Annotated in this window: 18 protein-coding genes; 8 read left to right on the top strand and 10 right to left on the bottom strand. The window is 63.3% G+C overall.

The window, feature by feature from the left end; all coding sequences use genetic code 11:
* The first annotated feature begins 184 nt into the window (after positions 1–184).
* The 3 genes from PVW49_RS01185 to PVW49_RS01195 all read left to right on the top strand — a co-directional run bounded on the left by PVW49_RS01185 (position 185) and on the right by PVW49_RS01195 (position 2814).
* Entirely contained in the window at positions 185–958 is a 774-nt protein-coding gene (locus PVW49_RS01185; RefSeq protein WP_048533784.1) for a 3-hydroxybutyrate dehydrogenase, read from the top strand.
* A 104-nt stretch (positions 959–1062) separates the two neighbouring features.
* Positions 1063–2103, top strand: a complete 1041-nt coding sequence (locus PVW49_RS01190) for a patatin-like phospholipase family protein (RefSeq protein ID WP_074835743.1) — start codon at positions 1063–1065, stop codon at positions 2101–2103.
* Between the two features lie 147 nt (positions 2104–2250).
* Positions 2251–2814, top strand: a complete 564-nt coding sequence (locus PVW49_RS01195; RefSeq protein ID WP_074835742.1) for a methyltransferase domain-containing protein — start codon at positions 2251–2253, stop codon at positions 2812–2814.
* Here the strand turns inward: PVW49_RS01195 and PVW49_RS01200 are convergent.
* The 8 genes from PVW49_RS01200 to PVW49_RS01235 form a co-directional block, all read right to left on the bottom strand.
* Complete coding sequence (locus tag PVW49_RS01200) at positions 2811–3032, bottom strand: ribbon-helix-helix domain-containing protein (protein WP_048531912.1); 222 nt, start codon at positions 3030–3032, stop codon at positions 2811–2813. The two genes, PVW49_RS01195 and PVW49_RS01200, sit on opposite strands and share 4 nt — an antisense overlap.
* A gap of 172 nt (positions 3033–3204) precedes the next feature.
* Positions 3205–3417: a DUF4169 family protein gene (locus tag PVW49_RS01205; RefSeq protein ID WP_274562332.1), complete on the bottom strand. Its 213-nt coding sequence runs from the start codon at positions 3415–3417 to the stop codon at positions 3205–3207.
* 104 nt (positions 3418–3521) lie between these two features.
* Positions 3522–4913 carry a class II fumarate hydratase gene (gene fumC, locus PVW49_RS01210; protein WP_048531910.1) on the bottom strand — a complete coding sequence of 464 codons (1392 nt, stop codon included), beginning with the start codon at positions 4911–4913 and terminating at the stop codon, positions 3522–3524.
* 194 nt (positions 4914–5107) lie between these two features.
* Positions 5108–5581, bottom strand: a complete 474-nt coding sequence (locus tag PVW49_RS01215; RefSeq protein WP_074835739.1) for an SspB family protein — start codon at positions 5579–5581, stop codon at positions 5108–5110.
* A 74-nt stretch (positions 5582–5655) separates the two neighbouring features.
* Positions 5656–6912 carry a chromate efflux transporter gene (gene chrA / locus PVW49_RS01220; RefSeq protein WP_074835816.1) on the bottom strand — a complete coding sequence of 419 codons (1257 nt, stop codon included), beginning with the start codon at positions 6910–6912 and terminating at the stop codon, positions 5656–5658.
* Positions 6913–7490: 578 nt separating this feature from the next.
* Positions 7491–8234, bottom strand: a complete 744-nt coding sequence (locus PVW49_RS01225; RefSeq protein WP_048531908.1) for a DUF502 domain-containing protein — start codon at positions 8232–8234, stop codon at positions 7491–7493.
* An 88-nt stretch (positions 8235–8322) separates the two neighbouring features.
* Positions 8323–9237 (bottom strand): pseudouridine-5'-phosphate glycosidase, encoded by a 915-nt coding sequence (locus PVW49_RS01230; protein WP_048531907.1) that lies wholly within the window; start codon positions 9235–9237, stop codon positions 8323–8325.
* Positions 9230–10117, bottom strand: coding sequence for a PfkB family carbohydrate kinase (locus tag PVW49_RS01235; protein ID WP_048531906.1), 888 nt, complete (start codon positions 10115–10117; stop codon positions 9230–9232). Before PVW49_RS01235 ends, PVW49_RS01230 begins: the two co-directional genes overlap by 8 nt.
* Before the next feature lie 107 nt (positions 10118–10224).
* On the opposite strand from PVW49_RS01235, the gene PVW49_RS01240 reads away from it, so the two are divergent.
* Entirely contained in the window at positions 10225–11328 is a 1104-nt protein-coding gene (locus tag PVW49_RS01240; RefSeq protein WP_274589697.1) for a HupE/UreJ family protein, read from the top strand.
* A gap of 91 nt (positions 11329–11419) precedes the next feature.
* Here PVW49_RS01240 and xth read toward each other — a convergent pair whose 3' ends face one another.
* Complete coding sequence (gene xth, locus PVW49_RS01245) at positions 11420–12202, bottom strand: exodeoxyribonuclease III (protein WP_170850517.1); 783 nt, start codon at positions 12200–12202, stop codon at positions 11420–11422.
* 325 nt (positions 12203–12527) lie between these two features.
* On the opposite strand from xth, the gene PVW49_RS01250 reads away from it, so the two are divergent.
* From PVW49_RS01250 to PVW49_RS01260, 3 genes are all read left to right on the top strand, one after another.
* Complete coding sequence (locus tag PVW49_RS01250; protein ID WP_158499031.1) at positions 12528–12701, top strand: hypothetical protein; 174 nt, start codon at positions 12528–12530, stop codon at positions 12699–12701.
* 63 nt (positions 12702–12764) lie between these two features.
* Positions 12765–13862 (top strand): DUF6902 family protein, encoded by a 1098-nt coding sequence (locus tag PVW49_RS01255; protein WP_274589698.1) that lies wholly within the window; start codon positions 12765–12767, stop codon positions 13860–13862.
* Positions 13862–14797 carry a DMT family transporter gene (locus PVW49_RS01260; protein ID WP_048531903.1) on the top strand — a complete coding sequence of 312 codons (936 nt, stop codon included), beginning with the start codon at positions 13862–13864 and terminating at the stop codon, positions 14795–14797. Before PVW49_RS01255 ends, PVW49_RS01260 begins: the two co-directional genes overlap by 1 nt.
* A 7-nt stretch (positions 14798–14804) precedes the next feature.
* Here the strand turns inward: PVW49_RS01260 and PVW49_RS01265 are convergent, their stop codons facing one another.
* Positions 14805–15128: a HesB/IscA family protein gene (locus tag PVW49_RS01265; protein WP_048531902.1), complete on the bottom strand. Its 324-nt coding sequence runs from the start codon at positions 15126–15128 to the stop codon at positions 14805–14807.
* Between the two features lie 102 nt (positions 15129–15230).
* Between PVW49_RS01265 and PVW49_RS01270 the strand changes: the two genes are divergently transcribed.
* Positions 15231–16388 carry a deoxyguanosinetriphosphate triphosphohydrolase gene (locus PVW49_RS01270; RefSeq protein WP_371398863.1) on the top strand — a complete coding sequence of 386 codons (1158 nt, stop codon included), beginning with the start codon at positions 15231–15233 and terminating at the stop codon, positions 16386–16388.
* The last annotated feature ends 23 nt before the right edge of the window (positions 16389–16411 follow it).

Raw genomic sequence — 16411 nt, forward strand, 5'->3', positions numbered from 1 at the left:
TTCTTGCCTGTATGAAACCTGCCTCAATAACTTAACCCCGGCTTCGTGCCGGGGTTTTTTTCTGCCCAAAACCCAAGCAGATCTGCCTCTTAGCGATGTGCGCGCCCGGCGCAACCCCTTGGCCTTTTGCAAATGCAGCGACTAGGCTGCGGTGCAGAATCACGGCATCAAGGGAACGCGGATCATGACGCTCAAGGGCAAGACGGCTGTTATCACGGGATCGAATTCTGGCATCGGGCTTGGCGTGGCGCGCGAGTTGGCCAGGGCCGGCGCCGATGTGGTGCTCAACTCCTTTACCGACCGCGACGAAGATCACGCCCTGGCGCGCGCGCTTGGCGAAGAGTTCGGCGTGACCGCGAGGTATATCAAAGCTGACATGTCCAAGGGCGCGGAGTGCCGCGCGCTGATCGAGCAGGCCGGGGTCTGCGACATCCTGGTGAACAACGCCGGCATCCAGCATGTGGCACCGATCGATGAATTCCCCCAGGACAAATGGGACGCGATCATCGCGATCAACATGTCCTCGGCCTTTCACACCACCGCCGTGGCGCTGCCGTTGATGCGCAAGGCGGGCTGGGGCCGGGTGATCAATATCGCCAGCGCCCATGGGCTGACCGCCTCGCCGTACAAATCGGCCTATGTGACGGCCAAGCACGGCGTTGTCGGCATGACCAAGACCGTGGCGCTGGAATGCGCACGCGAGGAGATCACCGCCAATGCGATCTGCCCAGGCTATGTGCTGACGCCGCTGGTCGAAAGCCAGATCCCCGACACCGCGAAGAAATACGACATGACCGAGGAAGAGGCCAAGCAGAAGGTCATCCTCGAGCGCCAGCCTTCGAAGGAATTTGCCACCACCGAACAGATCGGCGGCACCGCGGTGTTCCTTTGTTCCGACGCGGCGGCACAGATCACCGGCACCACGATCAGCGTCGACGGCGGCTGGACCGCGCTCTGAGGGCGCGGCTGCGGGCCTTGCCCGTAGGTTCAGAAAGGCGGGCCTGCCGGGCCCTCCGGCCTGCCCCCCAAGGGGGTTTCCAAACAGAAGAAGTGGATAGGTGATTGCCCGAGACCGTGCGGATCAATCTGGCCTTGCAGGGCGGCGGCGCGCATGGCGCCTTTACCTGGGGGGTGCTCGACCGGCTGCTCGAAGAGGAGTGGATCGAGATTGCCGGCATCTCGGGCACCTCGGCGGGGGCGCTCAATGGCGCCGCGCTGAAATCCGGCTGGGTTGCCAATGGCCGCGCGGGCGCCCGCGAGAGCCTGCGCGCGCTCTGGAACGAGGTCAGCGGGCTGGGCGACATGCGCATCCCGGCCTGGATGGAGAACTTTGTTCCCGATCCCTATTTTGTCGCGCGTGCGATCGAGGCCTCGCCCGCCTTTGCCTTTGTCGACACCCTGAGCCGGGTGGTCTCGCCTTATGCCTATGGGCCGTTCTACCAGAATCCGCTGGCCAAGGTGGTCGGTCATTTCGACTATGGCCGGGTCTGTGACGAGGGGCAGGGCCCGGATCTTCACATCTGCGCCACCCGGGTGCGCGACGGAAAGGTGCAGGTCTTTACCGGTGACGAGATCAACACCGACGTGATCCTGGCCTCGGCCTGCCTGCCGACGCTGTTTCAGGCGGTCGAGATCGCCCAGCCCGACGGCACCACCGAGGCCTATTGGGACGGCGGCTATACCGGCAACCCGGCGCTGTTTCCGCTGTTCGACCCCGCGTTGCCCGATGACATCGTGATCATCAACATCAATCCGATCGAACGCCGCGCAGTGCCGCGCAGCGCCCAGGATATCCAGAACCGGATCAACGAGATCAGCTTCAATTCCTCGCTTCTGCGCGAGCTGCGCGCCATCGATTTTGTCCAGCGGCTGATCGGCCAGGGCAAGATCGAAGACGGCAGCATGAAAAACGCCCGCATTCACATGATCGCCGATGACGCGCTGATGAACGATCTCAGCGTTGCCACCAAGCTGGTGCCGCTCGCGACGGTGATCGGCCAGCTGCATGACGCCGGGGCCGCGGCGGCCGAAGGATTCCTGGACGCCCATGGCACGGATCTGGGGCAAAGACAGACCTTGGCGCTGCGCCAGATGTTTGCCTGAGCACCGCTGGCCAGCCTGACCCCGGGCGGAGGGCCGGGACGCCACAGAAATGCCGTATTTCCCTGCCCTGATCCGGCCGAGTGGCGGGCGGAGAGGCGCCCGAGGCCCGCCAGGCCGGGCCGGGACGACAGGAGCAGAGGGACATTCGTGGCGAGCTTGAACCGCGTCTACATGCAGAAGAAGAGCCGGATTCTGATCCGCACGCTCGAGCCGGCGGGGCTCGATGCGGTCGAGATTTCGGGCACCTGGGGCAAGCCGCTGGGCTTCAGGACTTACCGGTCGCTTTTTTATCCCGCGCATGACATCTGTCAGGGGCCGTTGCAGGAGGACGGGGCGGCGATCACCTGCGATATCGTGCTGGCCAATCAGGTCTGGGAACATCTCGACCGGCCATATGCCGCCATTCGCCATGTACGCGAAATGCTGCGACCGGGCGGCTATTTCTGGCTCGCCGTGCCGTTTTTCGTGCCGTATCACGCGGCGCCGGTGGATTGCTCGCGCTGGTCGGCGCGGGGCCTGGCCAACCTGTTGATCGAGGCCGGGTTTTCCGAGGACAACGTGGTTGCAGACCAATGGGGCAACCGGGCGGCGGGGCTGCGCAACCTGGTGGGCAGATGGCCGCCGGTCCTGGACCGTGACCATGACGACCTGAGCAATGACGAGCACTTTCCGATCTGCGCCTGGGCGCTGGCGCAGAAAGAGGGCTTTTAGGCGGCGTTGCGATAGTGGCGCAGCACAAACAGGCGGATGGCCGAGGCCAGCCCGCAATCGGTGCCGCGCTCTTCGTCGATCTCGGCGGCCAGGGCGTTGATCGCCCGGCCTTTTTCATCGGCGATATCGCGAAAGGCGCGCCAGAAGTCATCTTCGAGCGAGACCGACGTGCGGTGGCCCCGCAGCGTCAGTGATCGTTTTTTGGGCCGTCCGTTCATGACAAGCTTCCCCACAACAGCAAGCCACACCCAGGACCGGACTCTTTTGGCCAGAACGCTTCGCCACCGGTACAGGCAGAGATTGTAAAACATGGCTTATCAGAAGGTTCTGGCAGAAACCTTACCTGGTGCGGCCCGCAGACTACGCAATTTTTTCGAGTTCTACAAAACTTTAAGGCGAATTCGTGTCATCATTGGCACCGGAAGGGGGCGATTCAATCTCGGCCTGATCCAACCTGCGGCGCTGGCGCTCCGCAGCCGCGGCCTCGGCCTCTTTCTGCCCGGATGTCCGGCCAAACTTCGCGGCGTTTTCAGAAGCTTGTGCGGCTTTTTTCTTGCGCGCTATCTGCTTGCGCGCGGTCTTGAGATTGATGATCTTGGCCATTCTTCGCCTGTTCTGCCGAAACAACCTTAACTAGGCATGGACATAGGTCAAGAAAAACGCCCGGCAAGCGCGTGCCGGGCGTTTCCTGGGCTCGAAGGGCCGGCTTACCTGGGGCCGACCATGTCTTCCGGGCGGACCACCCGTTCAAAGGTCTCTTCGTCGACGAAGCCCAGTTTTATGGCCTCTTCCTTCAACGTGGTCTTGTTCTTGTGCGCGGTCTTGGCGACGGTGGTGGCATTGTCATAGCCGATTTCCGGCGCCAGCGCGGTCACCAGCATCAGGCTCTCGCGCATCAGCTTTTCGATCCGGTCGCGATCGGCCTGGAGGCCGACCACAAGATTGTCGGTGAAGGCCGAGGCGGCGTCGCCCAGAAGTTGCATCGATTGAAGCACGTTATAGGCCATCATCGGCTTGTAGACATTGAGCTCGAAATGCCCCTGCGAACCGGCAAACCCGACGGCCGCGTCATTGCCCATGACATGGGCGCAGACCTGGGTCAGCGCCTCGCATTGCGTCGGATTGACCTTGCCCGGCATGATCGAGGAGCCGGGCTCGTTTTCCGGCAGGATCAGCTCGCCCAAACCGCAGCGCGGGCCGGAGCCCAGCAGGCGGATGTCATTGGCGATCTTGAACAGCGAGGCGGCAACCACCTTGAGCTGGCCGGAGATCTCGACCATGGCGTCATGCGCGGCCAGCGCTTCGAACTTGTTGGGCGCGGTGACAAAGGGCAGGCCGGTGATCTCGGCCATGTTGGCGGCGACCTTCTCGCCCCAGCCTTCCGGCGTGTTGAGGCCAGTGCCGACGGCGGTGCCGCCCTGCGCCAGCTCGTAGATCCGGCCGAGGCCATCCTTGACCCGCTGGATGCCCATGGCGATCTGATGGGTATAGCCGCCGAATTCCTGGGAGAGCGTCAGCGGTGTCGCATCCTGGGTGTGGGTGCGGCCGATCTTGATGATGCCGTCGAATTCCTCGACTTTCTTCTGCATCGCGGCATGGAGCTTCTCCAGTCCGGGCAGCAGCACGTCATGCGCGGTCATCGCGGTGGCGATATGCATGGCGGTGGGGAAGGTGTCGTTGGAGCTTTGCCCCATGTTGCAGTGATCGTTGGGGTGAACCGGATCCTTGGAACCGAGCTGGCCGCCGAGGATCTCGATGGCGCGGTTGCCGATCACCTCGTTGGAATTCATGTTTGACTGGGTGCCCGAACCGGTCTGCCAGACCACCAGCGGGAAATTGTCGTCGAACTTGCCCTCATAGACCTCGCCGGCGGCCTGGATGATCGCATCGGCGATCGGCGCGTCGAGCTTGCCCAGATCCTTGTTGGCCATGGCACAGGCCTTCTTGATCACGCCGAGCGCGCGAACGATGGCCACCGGCTGCTTTTCCCAGCCGATCGGGAAGTTCTGGATCGAACGCTGGGTCTGGGCGCCCCAATACTTGTCCGAAGGGACTTCCAGCGGGCCGAAGCTGTCGGTTTCAGTGCGGGTTTCGGTCATCGGGACACTCCTTGACGGTTTGCCCCTTCAATACAAGAACCGCGGCCAAGATCAATGATGTATACGACGGAATACCGCGACCTTCGGCGTTAACATGCGGGCCGGACCCCGCGATGGGAGCGCCGCGCCCCGGACCTGATCCGGGACCTCTTGGCCAGCTGTGGGGGAGACCCCGGATCAGGTCCGGGGCGGGATCACTTGCGGAAGCTGTCGAGGCTCACCACCTCGGCGTCGTGCTTGTCCTCGGCGCCGTCGGCTTCGGTGTCGGGGGTGTCATCCTCGTCCGGCAGCGCGGCGAGAGATTGCTCGTCCTCTTCCTGGGTCTCGAACCGCAGGCCGAATTCCACCGAGGGATCGACGAAGGTCTTGATCGCATCGTAGGGGATGTAGAGCGGCTCCGGCGCATCGCCGAAATTCAGCGTCACCGAGAAGCCGTCTTCGCCGACATCGAGGTTTTCATACCAATGCTGCATCACCACTGTCATGTCGGTGGGGTAGCGGTCGGTCAGCCACTGCGCGAGCTCGACATCCGGGTGGGTAGTGTCGAAGGTGATGAAGAAGTGGTGATCGCCGGGCAACCCGTGTTCTGCCACATCCTCAAGCACTTCGCGGATGAGCCCGCGCATGGCGCGGTGCATGAGATTGCCGTAGTCGATACTGGTCTTCATTGAGGGTCCCCGGAATTCGTCCTTGGATCATACGGGATTCGAGCCGAAACAAAAGGGGCTCAGGCCGCCGTTTGTCACATTCCGGTGATCCACATCAGCACCACCGCCGCCAGGGCCGTGCAGAGCAGCGTCAGCGGCACCGCGAGGCGCAGAACAAAGATCAGACCGCCGGCAAATGCGGTGAGCAGCAGCGCCGTCGGATCGAGGCTGGCCGGGGCGGGCAGGGTGAGGCGGACCGGCCCGACCGCCCATGTGACGCTCTGGGCAAACAGCACGCCGATGGCGAACCAGACCGAGAGATTGGCGATCACACCGACCACCGCCGCCGTCACCGCCGAGAGCGCGGCGCCGATCCGCGGCCGGGCGGTGATCTGTTCGAGATAGGGCGCGCCGGCGAAGATCCACAGGAAACAGGGGGTGAAGGTCATCCAGAGGGTCAGCGCCCCGGCCAGGGCAAACCCGGCCCAGCCGGTCTCGTTGAAGCCGGCCAGGTGGCCGACGAATTGTGTCACCAGGATCAGCGGGCCGGGGGTGGTCTCGGCCAGGCCCAGCGCGTCGATCATCTCGGCGGTGGTGATCCAGCCCTGGGCCTGCACCACCTCCTGGGTCATATAAGCCAGCACCGCATAGGCGCCACCGAAGGTGACCAGCGCCAGCTTGCCGAAGAACAGCGCCAGATCGAGCAGGAAGGGCATGTTGAGCGTCCAGAGGACCACCAGCGGCAGCAGCCAGAGCCCGCCCCAGACCGGAACCGCCAGCCAGGGTGCGCGGCCCCGGCGCGGCGGCAGGGCCTCGTCCGGCACCACAGGCGCGCGCAGCGCGCCGATCAGCGCCGCCAGCGCGATGATCAGCGGAAACGGCAGGTGCAGGGCAAAGAGCGCCACGAATGCCGCCACCGCCAGCGCCACGTCGCCCGCGCCTTTCAGCGCCTTGCCCGATAGCCGCGCCAGCGCCTGGGCGACGATGACGATCACCGTTGCCTTGACGCCCAGAAACAGCGTCTGCACCAGCGGCACTTCGCCATAGCTGATGTAGATCGCGGCCAGCGCGGTGATGACCACGGCCCCCGGCAGGACAAAGAGCAGCCCGGCCAGCACGCCGCCGAAGGTGCCGCGCAACCGCCAACCGGCATAGGTGGCAAGCTGCATCGCCTCGGGGCCGGGCAACATCATGCAGAAACTGAGCGCGCGCAGGAACTGGGCCTCGGTCATCCACTTGCGGTCGTCGACCAGCTCGCGGTGCATCACCGCGATCTGCGCCGCCGGGCCGCCAAAAGACAAAAGCCCGATCCGCCCGAAGGCGCTGAGCATCTCGGAAGGTGTCGGGGTCATGCCTTGCCTGTCTTTGCCGCCCGGAACCGGGCCAATCACGGTCTTCGTCATAGCCCTCCCGCGCCGGGCGGTACAGGGCATCATGTGGCGAAAGACCTGTCGGCAACTGTGCCGGATCATTGCAAAACCTGCGTGACAAAGTTCCAGGTACGCGCCGGCTTTTCCGGCTGGCGTCTCCGGCTCGGCCCCAACCGCGACGCCCACCCGGGATACCACTGTCGAGAGCGCGACAATTGCCCGGCACATACGGACGCTATCCGTGATCCCGTCCCGACGCCCGCAAGCTGCTCCGTTGCGCGAGGCTGTTCACGCGTACTTTGCATCACAGGATCAGGCCCCATGACCCGACCTCATGCCAAGATGGGATGCGACGTCGCCAAGCCGGAGCTCGCGTTTTTCGAACCCGCCGCCGCGGTCAACCATATCGCCAATATCCCGCCGGAGATCACCGCGCATCTGCGGCGCAATGTCCACCGCCCCGGAGCTGCGCTGGGGTTATGGGGTGCAGCCCTGGGTCCCGGATCGTGTCCGGGACGTGTTTCTTCTGTATGGACTTGCTGCGCCGACCCGGCGCCGGATCATTTTCGCGGCGGCTTGGTCGGGTCGTCGCCGTTGGGATAGACCAGCCCGGCCGAGATCACCAGTTTGGCCGCCTGTTCGACGGTCATGTCGAGCTCGATCACGTCTTCCTCGGGAAAGAACAGCAGAAACCCCGAGGTCGGGTTCGGCGTGGTCGGCACAAAGATCGACATCAGCCGCCCGCCGGTTTCGGCGCGGCGCGAAATCTCGCCCTTGGCGGTGGTCGAGATGAAGCCGATCGCCCAGATCCCCTTGCGCGGATACTGGATCAGGCAGGCTTTCTCGAACGACCGGTCCTCCTGGTTGAACACCGTCTCGGCGATCTGCTTGACCCCGGAATAGATCGAACGCACCACCGGCACCCGCTCGACCAGGCTCTCGGCATAGCGCACCAGCGAGCGGCCGATCAGCCCCTTGGCGATCCAGCCGACCAGCAGGGTAAAGAGCAGAAAGACGATGACGCCGACGCCGCGCACGTTGACGCTGATCCAATCGGGATCAGAGGCATCGCGGATGCCGAGAAAGCGGTTGAGCAGGGCTTCGGGTTGATAGGCCTGCGGCACGAACGGCCAGACAAAGCCATCGACCCAGCCGATTACCGTCCAGATCAGCCAGACCGTCAGGCCGACGGGCGCAATCACCACGATCCCGGTCAGGAAAGAGGCGCGCAGACTGGCCATCCGGCTTGCCATCCACCCCGACCGCGGCCGCGGCAGTGGATCTTCATCAAATGGCGTGGTCATTCAGGTCCGTGATCCCGTGGTCATCCCCGTCGGCCAAGCTATGCATTTTGCATGCCAACCTCAATGGCTTGGGACGTGAATAACCTGTTCAGGTAACGATTTTGCCCAAAGCGCAGGCGATCTCGGCCCCGAGGCGGGCATTGTTGCGGACCAGCGCGATATTTGCGGTGAGCGAACGGCCTTCGGTCAACTCGTAGATCCGTTGCAGCAGATAGGGCGTCACATCCTTGCCGCCGATGTTGTGGGTCTGGGCGTCGGCCAGGGCGCGGGCGATCACCGGGTCGATCTCGCTGCGTGGGATTTCGGCCTCGGCCGGGATCGGATTGGCCACCAACTGGCCACCCGAGAGGCCCAGCGCGCCGCGCGCCAGGTGGGCGCGGGCGATGGTTTCGGGATCGTCCATTCTCAGCGGCGCACGGTAAGCCGAGGTCGCCGACCAGAAGGCTGGAAAGGCCTGTTGGCCATAGGCGATCACCGGCACGCCCAGGGTTTCCAGCACCTCCAGCGTCTTCGACAGGTCGAGGATCGCCTTGGCGCCGGCCGCCACCACGGTGACGGCGGTGCGCGACAGCTCTTGCAGGTCGGCCGAGATGTCAAAGCTCTGTTCGGCGCCGCGATGCACCCCGCCAATGCCACCGGTGGCAAAGACGCCGATCCCGGCCTGCGCCGCGCCGATCATCGTCGCCGCCACGGTGGTGGCGCCGGTGCCACCGGTGGCCATGCAGGCCGCCATGTCGGCGCGCGACAGCTTGGCCGCACCCTTGGTCTGCGCCAGCCCTTCGAGCTGGGCATCGTCGAGCCCGATGCAGAGCTGACCCTCGATCACCGCGATCGTCGCCGGGATGGCGCCATTGTCGCGGATCACCTGTTCGACCCCGCGCGCCATCTCGAGGTTCTTGGGCCAGGGCATGCCATGGGTGATGATCGTGCTTTCCAGCGCGACCAGCGGGATGTTCTCGGCGCGGGCCTTGTTCACTTCGGCGGAATAGCGGATCTCAATCATGGGGTGTTTCTCCGGAGACATAACGTGCGGCGGCGGTCAGGGCGCGGCTGAGTGCGGCCTCGCGGTCCTGGCCGGCGGCTTCGGCGGCCATATGCGCCGCCATGAAGGTATCGCCCGCGCCGGTGACCCGTGTCACCAACACCTCGGGCGGGCGTTCCGACACCAGCCCCTCGGCCGAGGCATCGGCACAGGCGTTGCCGCCATCGGTCACCACCGCACGTTTCGCCCCCCGGGCAACCAGCGCCGCGGCCGCGCCGGGGGCGTCGGCAAAATCGCTCTGACACAGGATGCCGGCCTCTTCGCGGTTCACGTAGAGCACCGCGCCGGGGCGGGTGACAAAGGGCTGCAACCGCTCGGCCTTGCCCGGCGAGGCGGGGGCGACACGCAGATCGGCGGCGGCAAAGGCCGGATCGCGGGAAATCTTCGACAGCAGGGTTTCGGTCAGGTTGCCGTCAAGCGCGATCAGTCCGGCATAGGGCGCCTCGGCGCTGCCCAGCCGGCCGTCTTTCAGCGGTCGCAGGATCTTGTCATCGGCGGCTTCCAGCGAATGCGCATCGGCGATGGCGGCAATCAGACCATTGGCGCCTTCGATTGCCATGTAGCGATCGGTTGGCAGATCCTCGGAGCGATAGAGCCAGGTGCAATCCAGGCCCATGCCCTCGCATTCGGCGATCAGCACATCGCCCAGCACATCGCGGCCCACCGCGCTCAGAAGCGCCGGTTTCATGCCGAAACGCACCAGAGTCATGGCGATATTGAGCGCCACGCCGCCGGGGATCTGGGTGATCCGGCCGGGCACGTCGGAGCCCTGGCGCATCACCGAGGCCGACCGGCCGATCACGTCCCAGAGCACGGACCCTATGCAAAGAACATTCCCCATTGAAGCCCTTCATGGCGCGAAACTTTTTTCGCCGCAAGCCGTAGCTTGGGGTTGCAGCTGGGAAGGATCGCGGCATTCTGCCGCCAGGCAAACAGGGTGAGATTGTGATGAAGCGGATTTTGTTGAGTGTATTGGGCCTTTGGGCGGGCGCGGCCGGGGCGCATGAGGTGATGCCGACGATTGGCGATCTCACGGTGACCGAGGGTGCGGCGCAGATCGAGCTGCGGCTGAATGCCGAGGCGTTCATCGCCGGGATCGATCTTGACGGGCTCGAAGACACCAACACCACCGACCGCTCCGATGTCTATGACGCCCTGCGCGCGCTAACGCCCGAAGACCTGGCCGAGCGCATGGCACCGACGGCCGACACCATGGCCGAGGCGATCCGGCTGGAAAGCGGCGGGACGGCGGTGCCGCTGGCGGTGACCGGCTTTGCACCGGGCGAAATCGGCAATCCGACGTTTGCGCGCGAAAGCACGTTGTCGCTGCGCGCGGATCTGTCGAACAGCACCGCGCCGCTGGTGCTGCACTGGCCCGACGGCTACGGCACCCTGGTGTTGCGGCAGTTGGGGCTCGAGACGGGCTATACCGGCATAATCGAGGGCGGCGACATGAGCGACAGCATCCTGCCGACCGGGCAGACGCCGAAATCCGGGTTTGCGGTCTTTGCCGAATATATCCCGGTCGGCTTTGACCATATCCTGCCCAAGGGGCTGGATCACATCCTGTTTGTGTTGGGGCTGTTCTTTCTCAGCACGCGGCTTGGCCCGCTGTTGTGGCAGGTCACCGCGTTCACCGCCGCCCATACGGTGACGCTGGCGCTTGGCGCGCTTGGCATCGTCACCATTCCTGGCAGTATCGTCGAGCCGATCATTGCCGCCTCGATTGTCTATGTCGCGGTCGAGAACATCTTTTCGCCCCGGATGCACGCCTGGCGGCCGCTTGTGGTCTTTGGCTTCGGGCTGCTGCACGGGCTGGGTTTTGCCTCGGTGCTGAGCGAATTCGGTCTTCCGCAGGGGCAATTTATCCCGGCGCTTCTGGGGTTCAACGTCGGGGTCGAGCTGGGCCAGCTTACCGTGATTGCCATGGCCTTTCTTGCGGTCGGGCTCTGGTTTGGCCGCAAGAGCTGGTATCGGCCCGCCATCGCGGTGCCGGCCTCGGCGGTGATCGCGCTGGTCGGCGCCTATTGGTTTGTCGAACGGGTGATCTGAACTGCGGCGTTGTCGGGTGAACGATACGGCACGATGAGGGGATGCGCGGCTTTATAGAGTGGGTTCTCAACCCACCGCGCATCCGCCGGTCTCAAGCGGCGAGATCGACCCAGACCGGCACGTGATCCGAAGGCTTTTCGCCGCCGCGCACGGCGGCGTCGATCTGGCAATCCTGCATTAGATCCGCGCATTCCGGCGACAGCAGGAAGTGATCGATCCGGATGCCGTTGTTGCGCTGCCAGGCGCCGGCCTGGTAATCCCAGAAGGTGTAATGCCCGGGCCCCTGAACCCGCGCGCGAAAGGCCTCGGTATAGCCCAGATTCTCGATCCGACGGAAAGCGGCGCGGCTCGCCGGAAGGAAAAGCGCGTCGTCTTTCCATTGCGCGGGCGTTTCTGCATCTTCTGATTGAGGAATTATATTAAAATCTCCCGTTATAAGTGTGGGGAGCTCTTCTGCCATTAAGGTTTCGGCGCGGATTTTCAGCCGTTCCATCCAGGCAAGTTTATAATCGTACTTGGGGCCGGGGACCGGGTTGCCGTTAGGTAAGTAAAGCCCGCAGATCCGGATTGCGTGCTGCGATCCCATTACAGTGGCTTCGATCCAGCGCGCCTGTTCGTCACTGTCATCGCCGGGCAGGCCACGGGTCACATCCTCGAGCGGCAGGCGCGAAAGCAGGGCGACCCCGTTGAAGCCTTTTTGACCATGGGTTTCAACATTGTACCCCATGTCCTCGAAATGTTCTCGGGGAAAGCCTTCGTCGACCGACTTGATCTCCTGAAGTACGGCGACATCCGGCGCGGCATCGCCAAGCCAATCGGTCAGCGCATTGATTCGCGCCTTGATGCCATTAATGTTGAAAGTGGCAATCTTCATCGCGGCCTCCTTGATCGGAGGCCAATATCCTTTCGATAGGGTCAGGGGACAAGCGCAAAATTGCGCCGGGTCCAGCGACGAAATGCGCATAAGCTATAGTTGATTCGATGGAATTTACTGCCGCAACCCGCGATTTTCTGGGATTTTCCGGCCGTGCTATAAATTTGTGCGATTTAGGTTTTATGTAATATTGGCAAATGCCTGTATACCATATCTTGTGTGGATAAAAGACTTATCCACAAGGTATAGTTGAAAAATGTTTTGAAATGCTCGGAAGGGTGGAGAAATCTGGCCGTGTCGAAAACATTCAACACGGAGACACACGATGCTCGCACTTGTTCAAGAAACCCTTAACGAAACCAAAACCGAAGAACTGGTCATCGAGACCACCGAGATCTCGGCCGGCGATCACGTCGACACGATGATGTGCGTCTCGATCGAAACCGGCACCGACATGTTCGACGGTGACCAGGTCCAGGCGATGATGTGCGTGTCCTGAGCGGCGCGCAGGACTGAACACGCTCGGACCGGGCGCATTTGATATTCATCGGAGGACCCAATCATGTCGAACGTTGTCTATTTGAATGTGCCCGGCCCCAGGGAGCGGCGAGCGGCGCGTTCCGGCGCGCTCATCCGCTCATTCGCCGCGCATCGGCGCGGCCCCGAGGATGTGTTCTGGCTCAAGGAAAACGCCGAGCTGCTGAACATCCTCGAATGCACCGGCCAGGAGGTTCCGGCGACGCTGCTGGAGCCTTATGGCGCCTTCTATGACAACGCCCGCGAAAAGCTGGCGTTCTTTCCCCAATATTATCGCTTCATCCTCTCGCTGACCCTCGATCTCGAGGCGCTCGGGATGCCGGGTGATCATGCCGAATCGATGTGCGCCTGGGCGCTGCGGCAGGATCTGGTCGGCGGAGAGACCTCTGACATCCAACGTGCCGAGGCTTTTCGGCTGATGCAACGGCGCGGAATGGATCCACTTGGCGACCAGGGTGCCGCTGAAGCGCGTCTGCGTGACTTCATTGCGCGTCCGGAACGCTTTGCATTGCCCAACAAAAAGGCTGCCTTCGAGCTGACGCACATCGTATTCTACCTCTCGGAGTATGGGCGGAAAGACCCGGATCTGGGGCCGAATGAGTTGCGGTCGCTGGAGAATGCAGGGCTTTTGGCTTTTCTTGACGGAAACCTGGATCTTCTTGCTGAGATTTGCGTGGCAATGCGCTATGCAGGTTTCAACCCCTCGGGGATTTGGGAAGAGTGGATCAATTGCAAGATGAGCGAATTTGAGATTTCAGAATTGGATGCAGGCCAGCCGGGGCAGCGGCCCGTGGCCGATGTCTATCACGAATATCTGACCTCGTCCTGGCTTGCCGGCGTTCAGGGAGAAACGCCCTTTGGCGAAGTGCCGTTGCGCCGCAGGGGCCAGTCGGGGGCCTTGGCCATTCACCGGCCGCGCGCCGGATCGGCGGCGCTGCGCGAAATCTCGGTTCAGCTGTTCCGCATGGACGACCGCTCTGACGCCTGGGCCGCGATGCGCAGCCAGATCGGCGCCAACCTGACCGACACCGCCCGCGCGCGACTGGCGCAGGCCGAGGCCTCGACCGGGCATTTCGAGGCGTTTTTCGAAGAATTCGCCCGCGCACAAAAGGTTAGCGCCTGATGCGGGTGGGGCCGGCAGGGATCAGTATCACGACTTTCGGCACCGGGCTGGTGCTGATCTATACGCTGCTGATCACCTTTTCCGATGCGATCACGAAATACCTGGCGCAATCCTATGGCGCGCCGCAGCTTCTGAGCATCATTGCGCTGCTGATCGCGCTGATGTCGCTCGGCAGCAGCCGGGTACGCGGCGAAAAGGTGACCCTGCGCACCAATTTCCCCGGCGTGATGGCGATGCGCGCCGCGCTGACGGTGGTTGCGACGGTGATGTTCTTTTATGCGCTGGCAACCTTGGCGCTGGCGCAGGTCTTTCTCTTTGTCGCGCTGGTGCCGCTGCTTTCGGCGCTGATGTCGGGGCCGATTCTTGGGGAACGGGTGCGCCCGGCTGCCTGGGTCGCGCTGGGATGCGGCTTTCTCGGGGTGCTGTGCATGGTCGAGATTCGCCTGTCGACGATTACCACAGGCCACATCGCGGCCTTTGTCGGCGCGGTCTCGGGCACCGGTTCGATCGTGCTGTCGCGCTACATCGGGCGGCGCGAGAACACGCCGCTGGCCCAGGTCTTCTATCCGCAGCTCGCGGTCTTTCTGTCGATGCTGCTTCTGGCGCCTCTGGGCTGGCAGCCGATGCCGCTGTTCGATCTGATGATGGCGGTGCTCTGCGCGGTGGTGCTGTTTTCGGCGCGGCTGCTTCTGGTGATCGCGCTGCGCCATCTCACCGCCTATGCGGTCACACCGCTGATGAATCTGCAATTCGTCTGGATGGTGCTGATCGGGCTGGTCGTGTTCAACGAAGTGCCCCAGGCCAGCACGCTGATCGGCGCGATTATCGTCATGGTTTCAGGCGCTTACCTGGTATTCGATCAATCCCAGGCGGAAACCGCGCCGGACCATGCGATGCCGGTCAGCTTTCGCAAGCCCGTCTTGGCACGGGGCTGATCCAACCTCAGATCGAAAATGACGTGCCGCAGCCGCAGGCGCTGGTGGCATTGGGGTTCTCGATCACGAAACGCGCGCCGATCAGCTCTTCGCTGAAATCGATGACCGCCTCGGTCAGAAACGGCAGCGACACCGCGTCTACCACAACCTTTTCGCCTTTGCTTTCAAGCACGAGGTCATCGTCGGACGGGTTGTCGAGCCGGATATCGTACTGAAAGCCCGAGCATCCGCCGCCCTCCACGGCCACGCGAAGGGCCTTGCCCTCGGCACTGGCGCCGATCTCGGCCAGGCGTTCAAAGGCGCGCTCGGTCACTTTCGGCGGCAACTGCATGACAAATCTCCGGTTTTCCTGCACAAACGCCCTGCCGGGCGGTTTTATCGTCTTCCATGGTGCAATATAGAAGCGGCGCAGGCCGTCAACAAGGAGGCTGCGATGATCGCGCCTTATGCGTCCCGACCCGAAACTTCGCGCGGACGTCTCAAACCGGAAGAAGAGAGCCATTTTCGCTCGTGTTTTCAACGCGATCGCGACCGGATCATCCATTCCAGCGCCTTTCGCAGGCTCAAGCACAAGACCCAGGTTTTTGTCGAGCACGAAGGCGATTATTACCGTACGCGGCTGACCCATTCGATCGAGGTGGCCCAGGTGGCGCGGACGATCTCGGGCGCGCTGGAGCTCAACCAGGAACTGACCGAGGCGGTGGCCCTGGCGCATGACCTCGGGCATACGCCGTTCGGTCACACCGGCGAGGATGTGCTCGACGCCTTGATGACGCCATACGGCGGCTTTGACCACAACGCCCAGGCGTTGCGCATCGTCACCATGCTCGAGCAGCATTACGCCGAGTTCGACGGGTTGAACCTCACCTGGGAAACCCTTGAAGGCATTGCCAAACATAACGGTCCCGTGGTGGGCGATCTGCCCTGGGCCCTAGCCGCATATGATGCCCGGCACGACCTTGAATTGCACACCCACGCCAGCGCCGAGGCGCAGGTTGCGGCCATCGCCGATGACGTCGCTTACAACAACCACGATCTGCACGACGGGCTGCGCGCCGGGCTCTTTACCGAGGCCGATATCTGCGATCTGCCGATTGTCGGCGCCTGTTTTTCCGAGGTTGATGCGAGATATCCCGGGTTGCAGAAAAAACGCAGGCGCCACGAAGGCTTGCGGCGCGTCTTTGGTGTGATGGTTGCAGATGTGATCGACACGTCTGCGGCGCTTTTGCAGGAGACCGGCGCCACCTCGGCCCAGGACATCCGCGAGCATTCCGGCCCGGTGGTCCGGTTTTCGACGCCGCTCTGGCAGGACATTCAGGCGATCCGCAGCTTTCTGTTTCAGCGCATGTACCGGGCGCCGGGTGTGATGGAGGTGCGCCGCGAGGTCGGGCAGGCGGTGGAAAACCTCTTTGCGATCTACATGAAAAGCCCCGATTTGCTGCCCGAAGCCTGGCACGCCGAGTTGCGACAGGCGCCCGATGACATGGTCAGACGCGCGCGCAGCGTGTCGGATTACATCGCGGGCATGACCGATCGCTTCGCCCTGCAATCGAACCGACAGCTCTGCGGCGGGTCGACGGGCGACGGCTGACAGGCCGGCGCGTGCCGCGGGCG

Origin of the sequence: Marinovum sp. PR37 (assembly GCF_028807375.1) — a bacterium.
Lineage (GTDB): Bacteria > Pseudomonadota > Alphaproteobacteria > Rhodobacterales > Rhodobacteraceae > Marinovum > Marinovum algicola.

Bases quoted from the DNA above. Each gene is read 5' to 3' on its own strand.
- PVW49_RS01200 (WP_048531912.1), bottom strand. From the start codon at position 3,032: ATGAACGGACGGCCCAAAAAACGATCACTGACGCTGCGGGGCCACCGC.
- PVW49_RS01250 (WP_158499031.1), top strand. From the start codon at position 12,528: ATGCTCGCACTTGTTCAAGAAACCCTTAACGAAACCAAAACCGAAGAA.
- PVW49_RS01185 (WP_048533784.1), top strand. From the start codon at position 185: ATGACGCTCAAGGGCAAGACGGCTGTTATCACGGGATCGAATTCTGGC.
- xth (WP_170850517.1), bottom strand. From the start codon at position 12,202: ATGAAGATTGCCACTTTCAACATTAATGGCATCAAGGCGCGAATCAAT.
- PVW49_RS01265 (WP_048531902.1), bottom strand. From the start codon at position 15,128: ATGCAGTTGCCGCCGAAAGTGACCGAGCGCGCCTTTGAACGCCTGGCC.
- PVW49_RS01270 (WP_371398863.1), top strand. From the start codon at position 15,231: ATGATCGCGCCTTATGCGTCCCGACCCGAAACTTCGCGCGGACGTCTC.
- fumC (WP_048531910.1), bottom strand. From the start codon at position 4,913: ATGACCGAAACCCGCACTGAAACCGACAGCTTCGGCCCGCTGGAAGTC.
- PVW49_RS01260 (WP_048531903.1), top strand. From the start codon at position 13,862: ATGCGGGTGGGGCCGGCAGGGATCAGTATCACGACTTTCGGCACCGGG.
- PVW49_RS01205 (WP_274562332.1), bottom strand. From the start codon at position 3,417: ATGGCCAAGATCATCAATCTCAAGACCGCGCGCAAGCAGATAGCGCGC.
- PVW49_RS01235 (WP_048531906.1), bottom strand. From the start codon at position 10,117: ATGGGGAATGTTCTTTGCATAGGGTCCGTGCTCTGGGACGTGATCGGC.
- chrA (WP_074835816.1), bottom strand. From the start codon at position 6,912: ATGACCCCGACACCTTCCGAGATGCTCAGCGCCTTCGGGCGGATCGGG.
- PVW49_RS01240 (WP_274589697.1), top strand. From the start codon at position 10,225: ATGAAGCGGATTTTGTTGAGTGTATTGGGCCTTTGGGCGGGCGCGGCC.
- PVW49_RS01225 (WP_048531908.1), bottom strand. From the start codon at position 8,234: ATGACCACGCCATTTGATGAAGATCCACTGCCGCGGCCGCGGTCGGGG.
- PVW49_RS01230 (WP_048531907.1), bottom strand. From the start codon at position 9,237: ATGATTGAGATCCGCTATTCCGCCGAAGTGAACAAGGCCCGCGCCGAG.
- PVW49_RS01255 (WP_274589698.1), top strand. From the start codon at position 12,765: ATGTCGAACGTTGTCTATTTGAATGTGCCCGGCCCCAGGGAGCGGCGA.
- PVW49_RS01215 (WP_074835739.1), bottom strand. From the start codon at position 5,581: ATGAAGACCAGTATCGACTACGGCAATCTCATGCACCGCGCCATGCGC.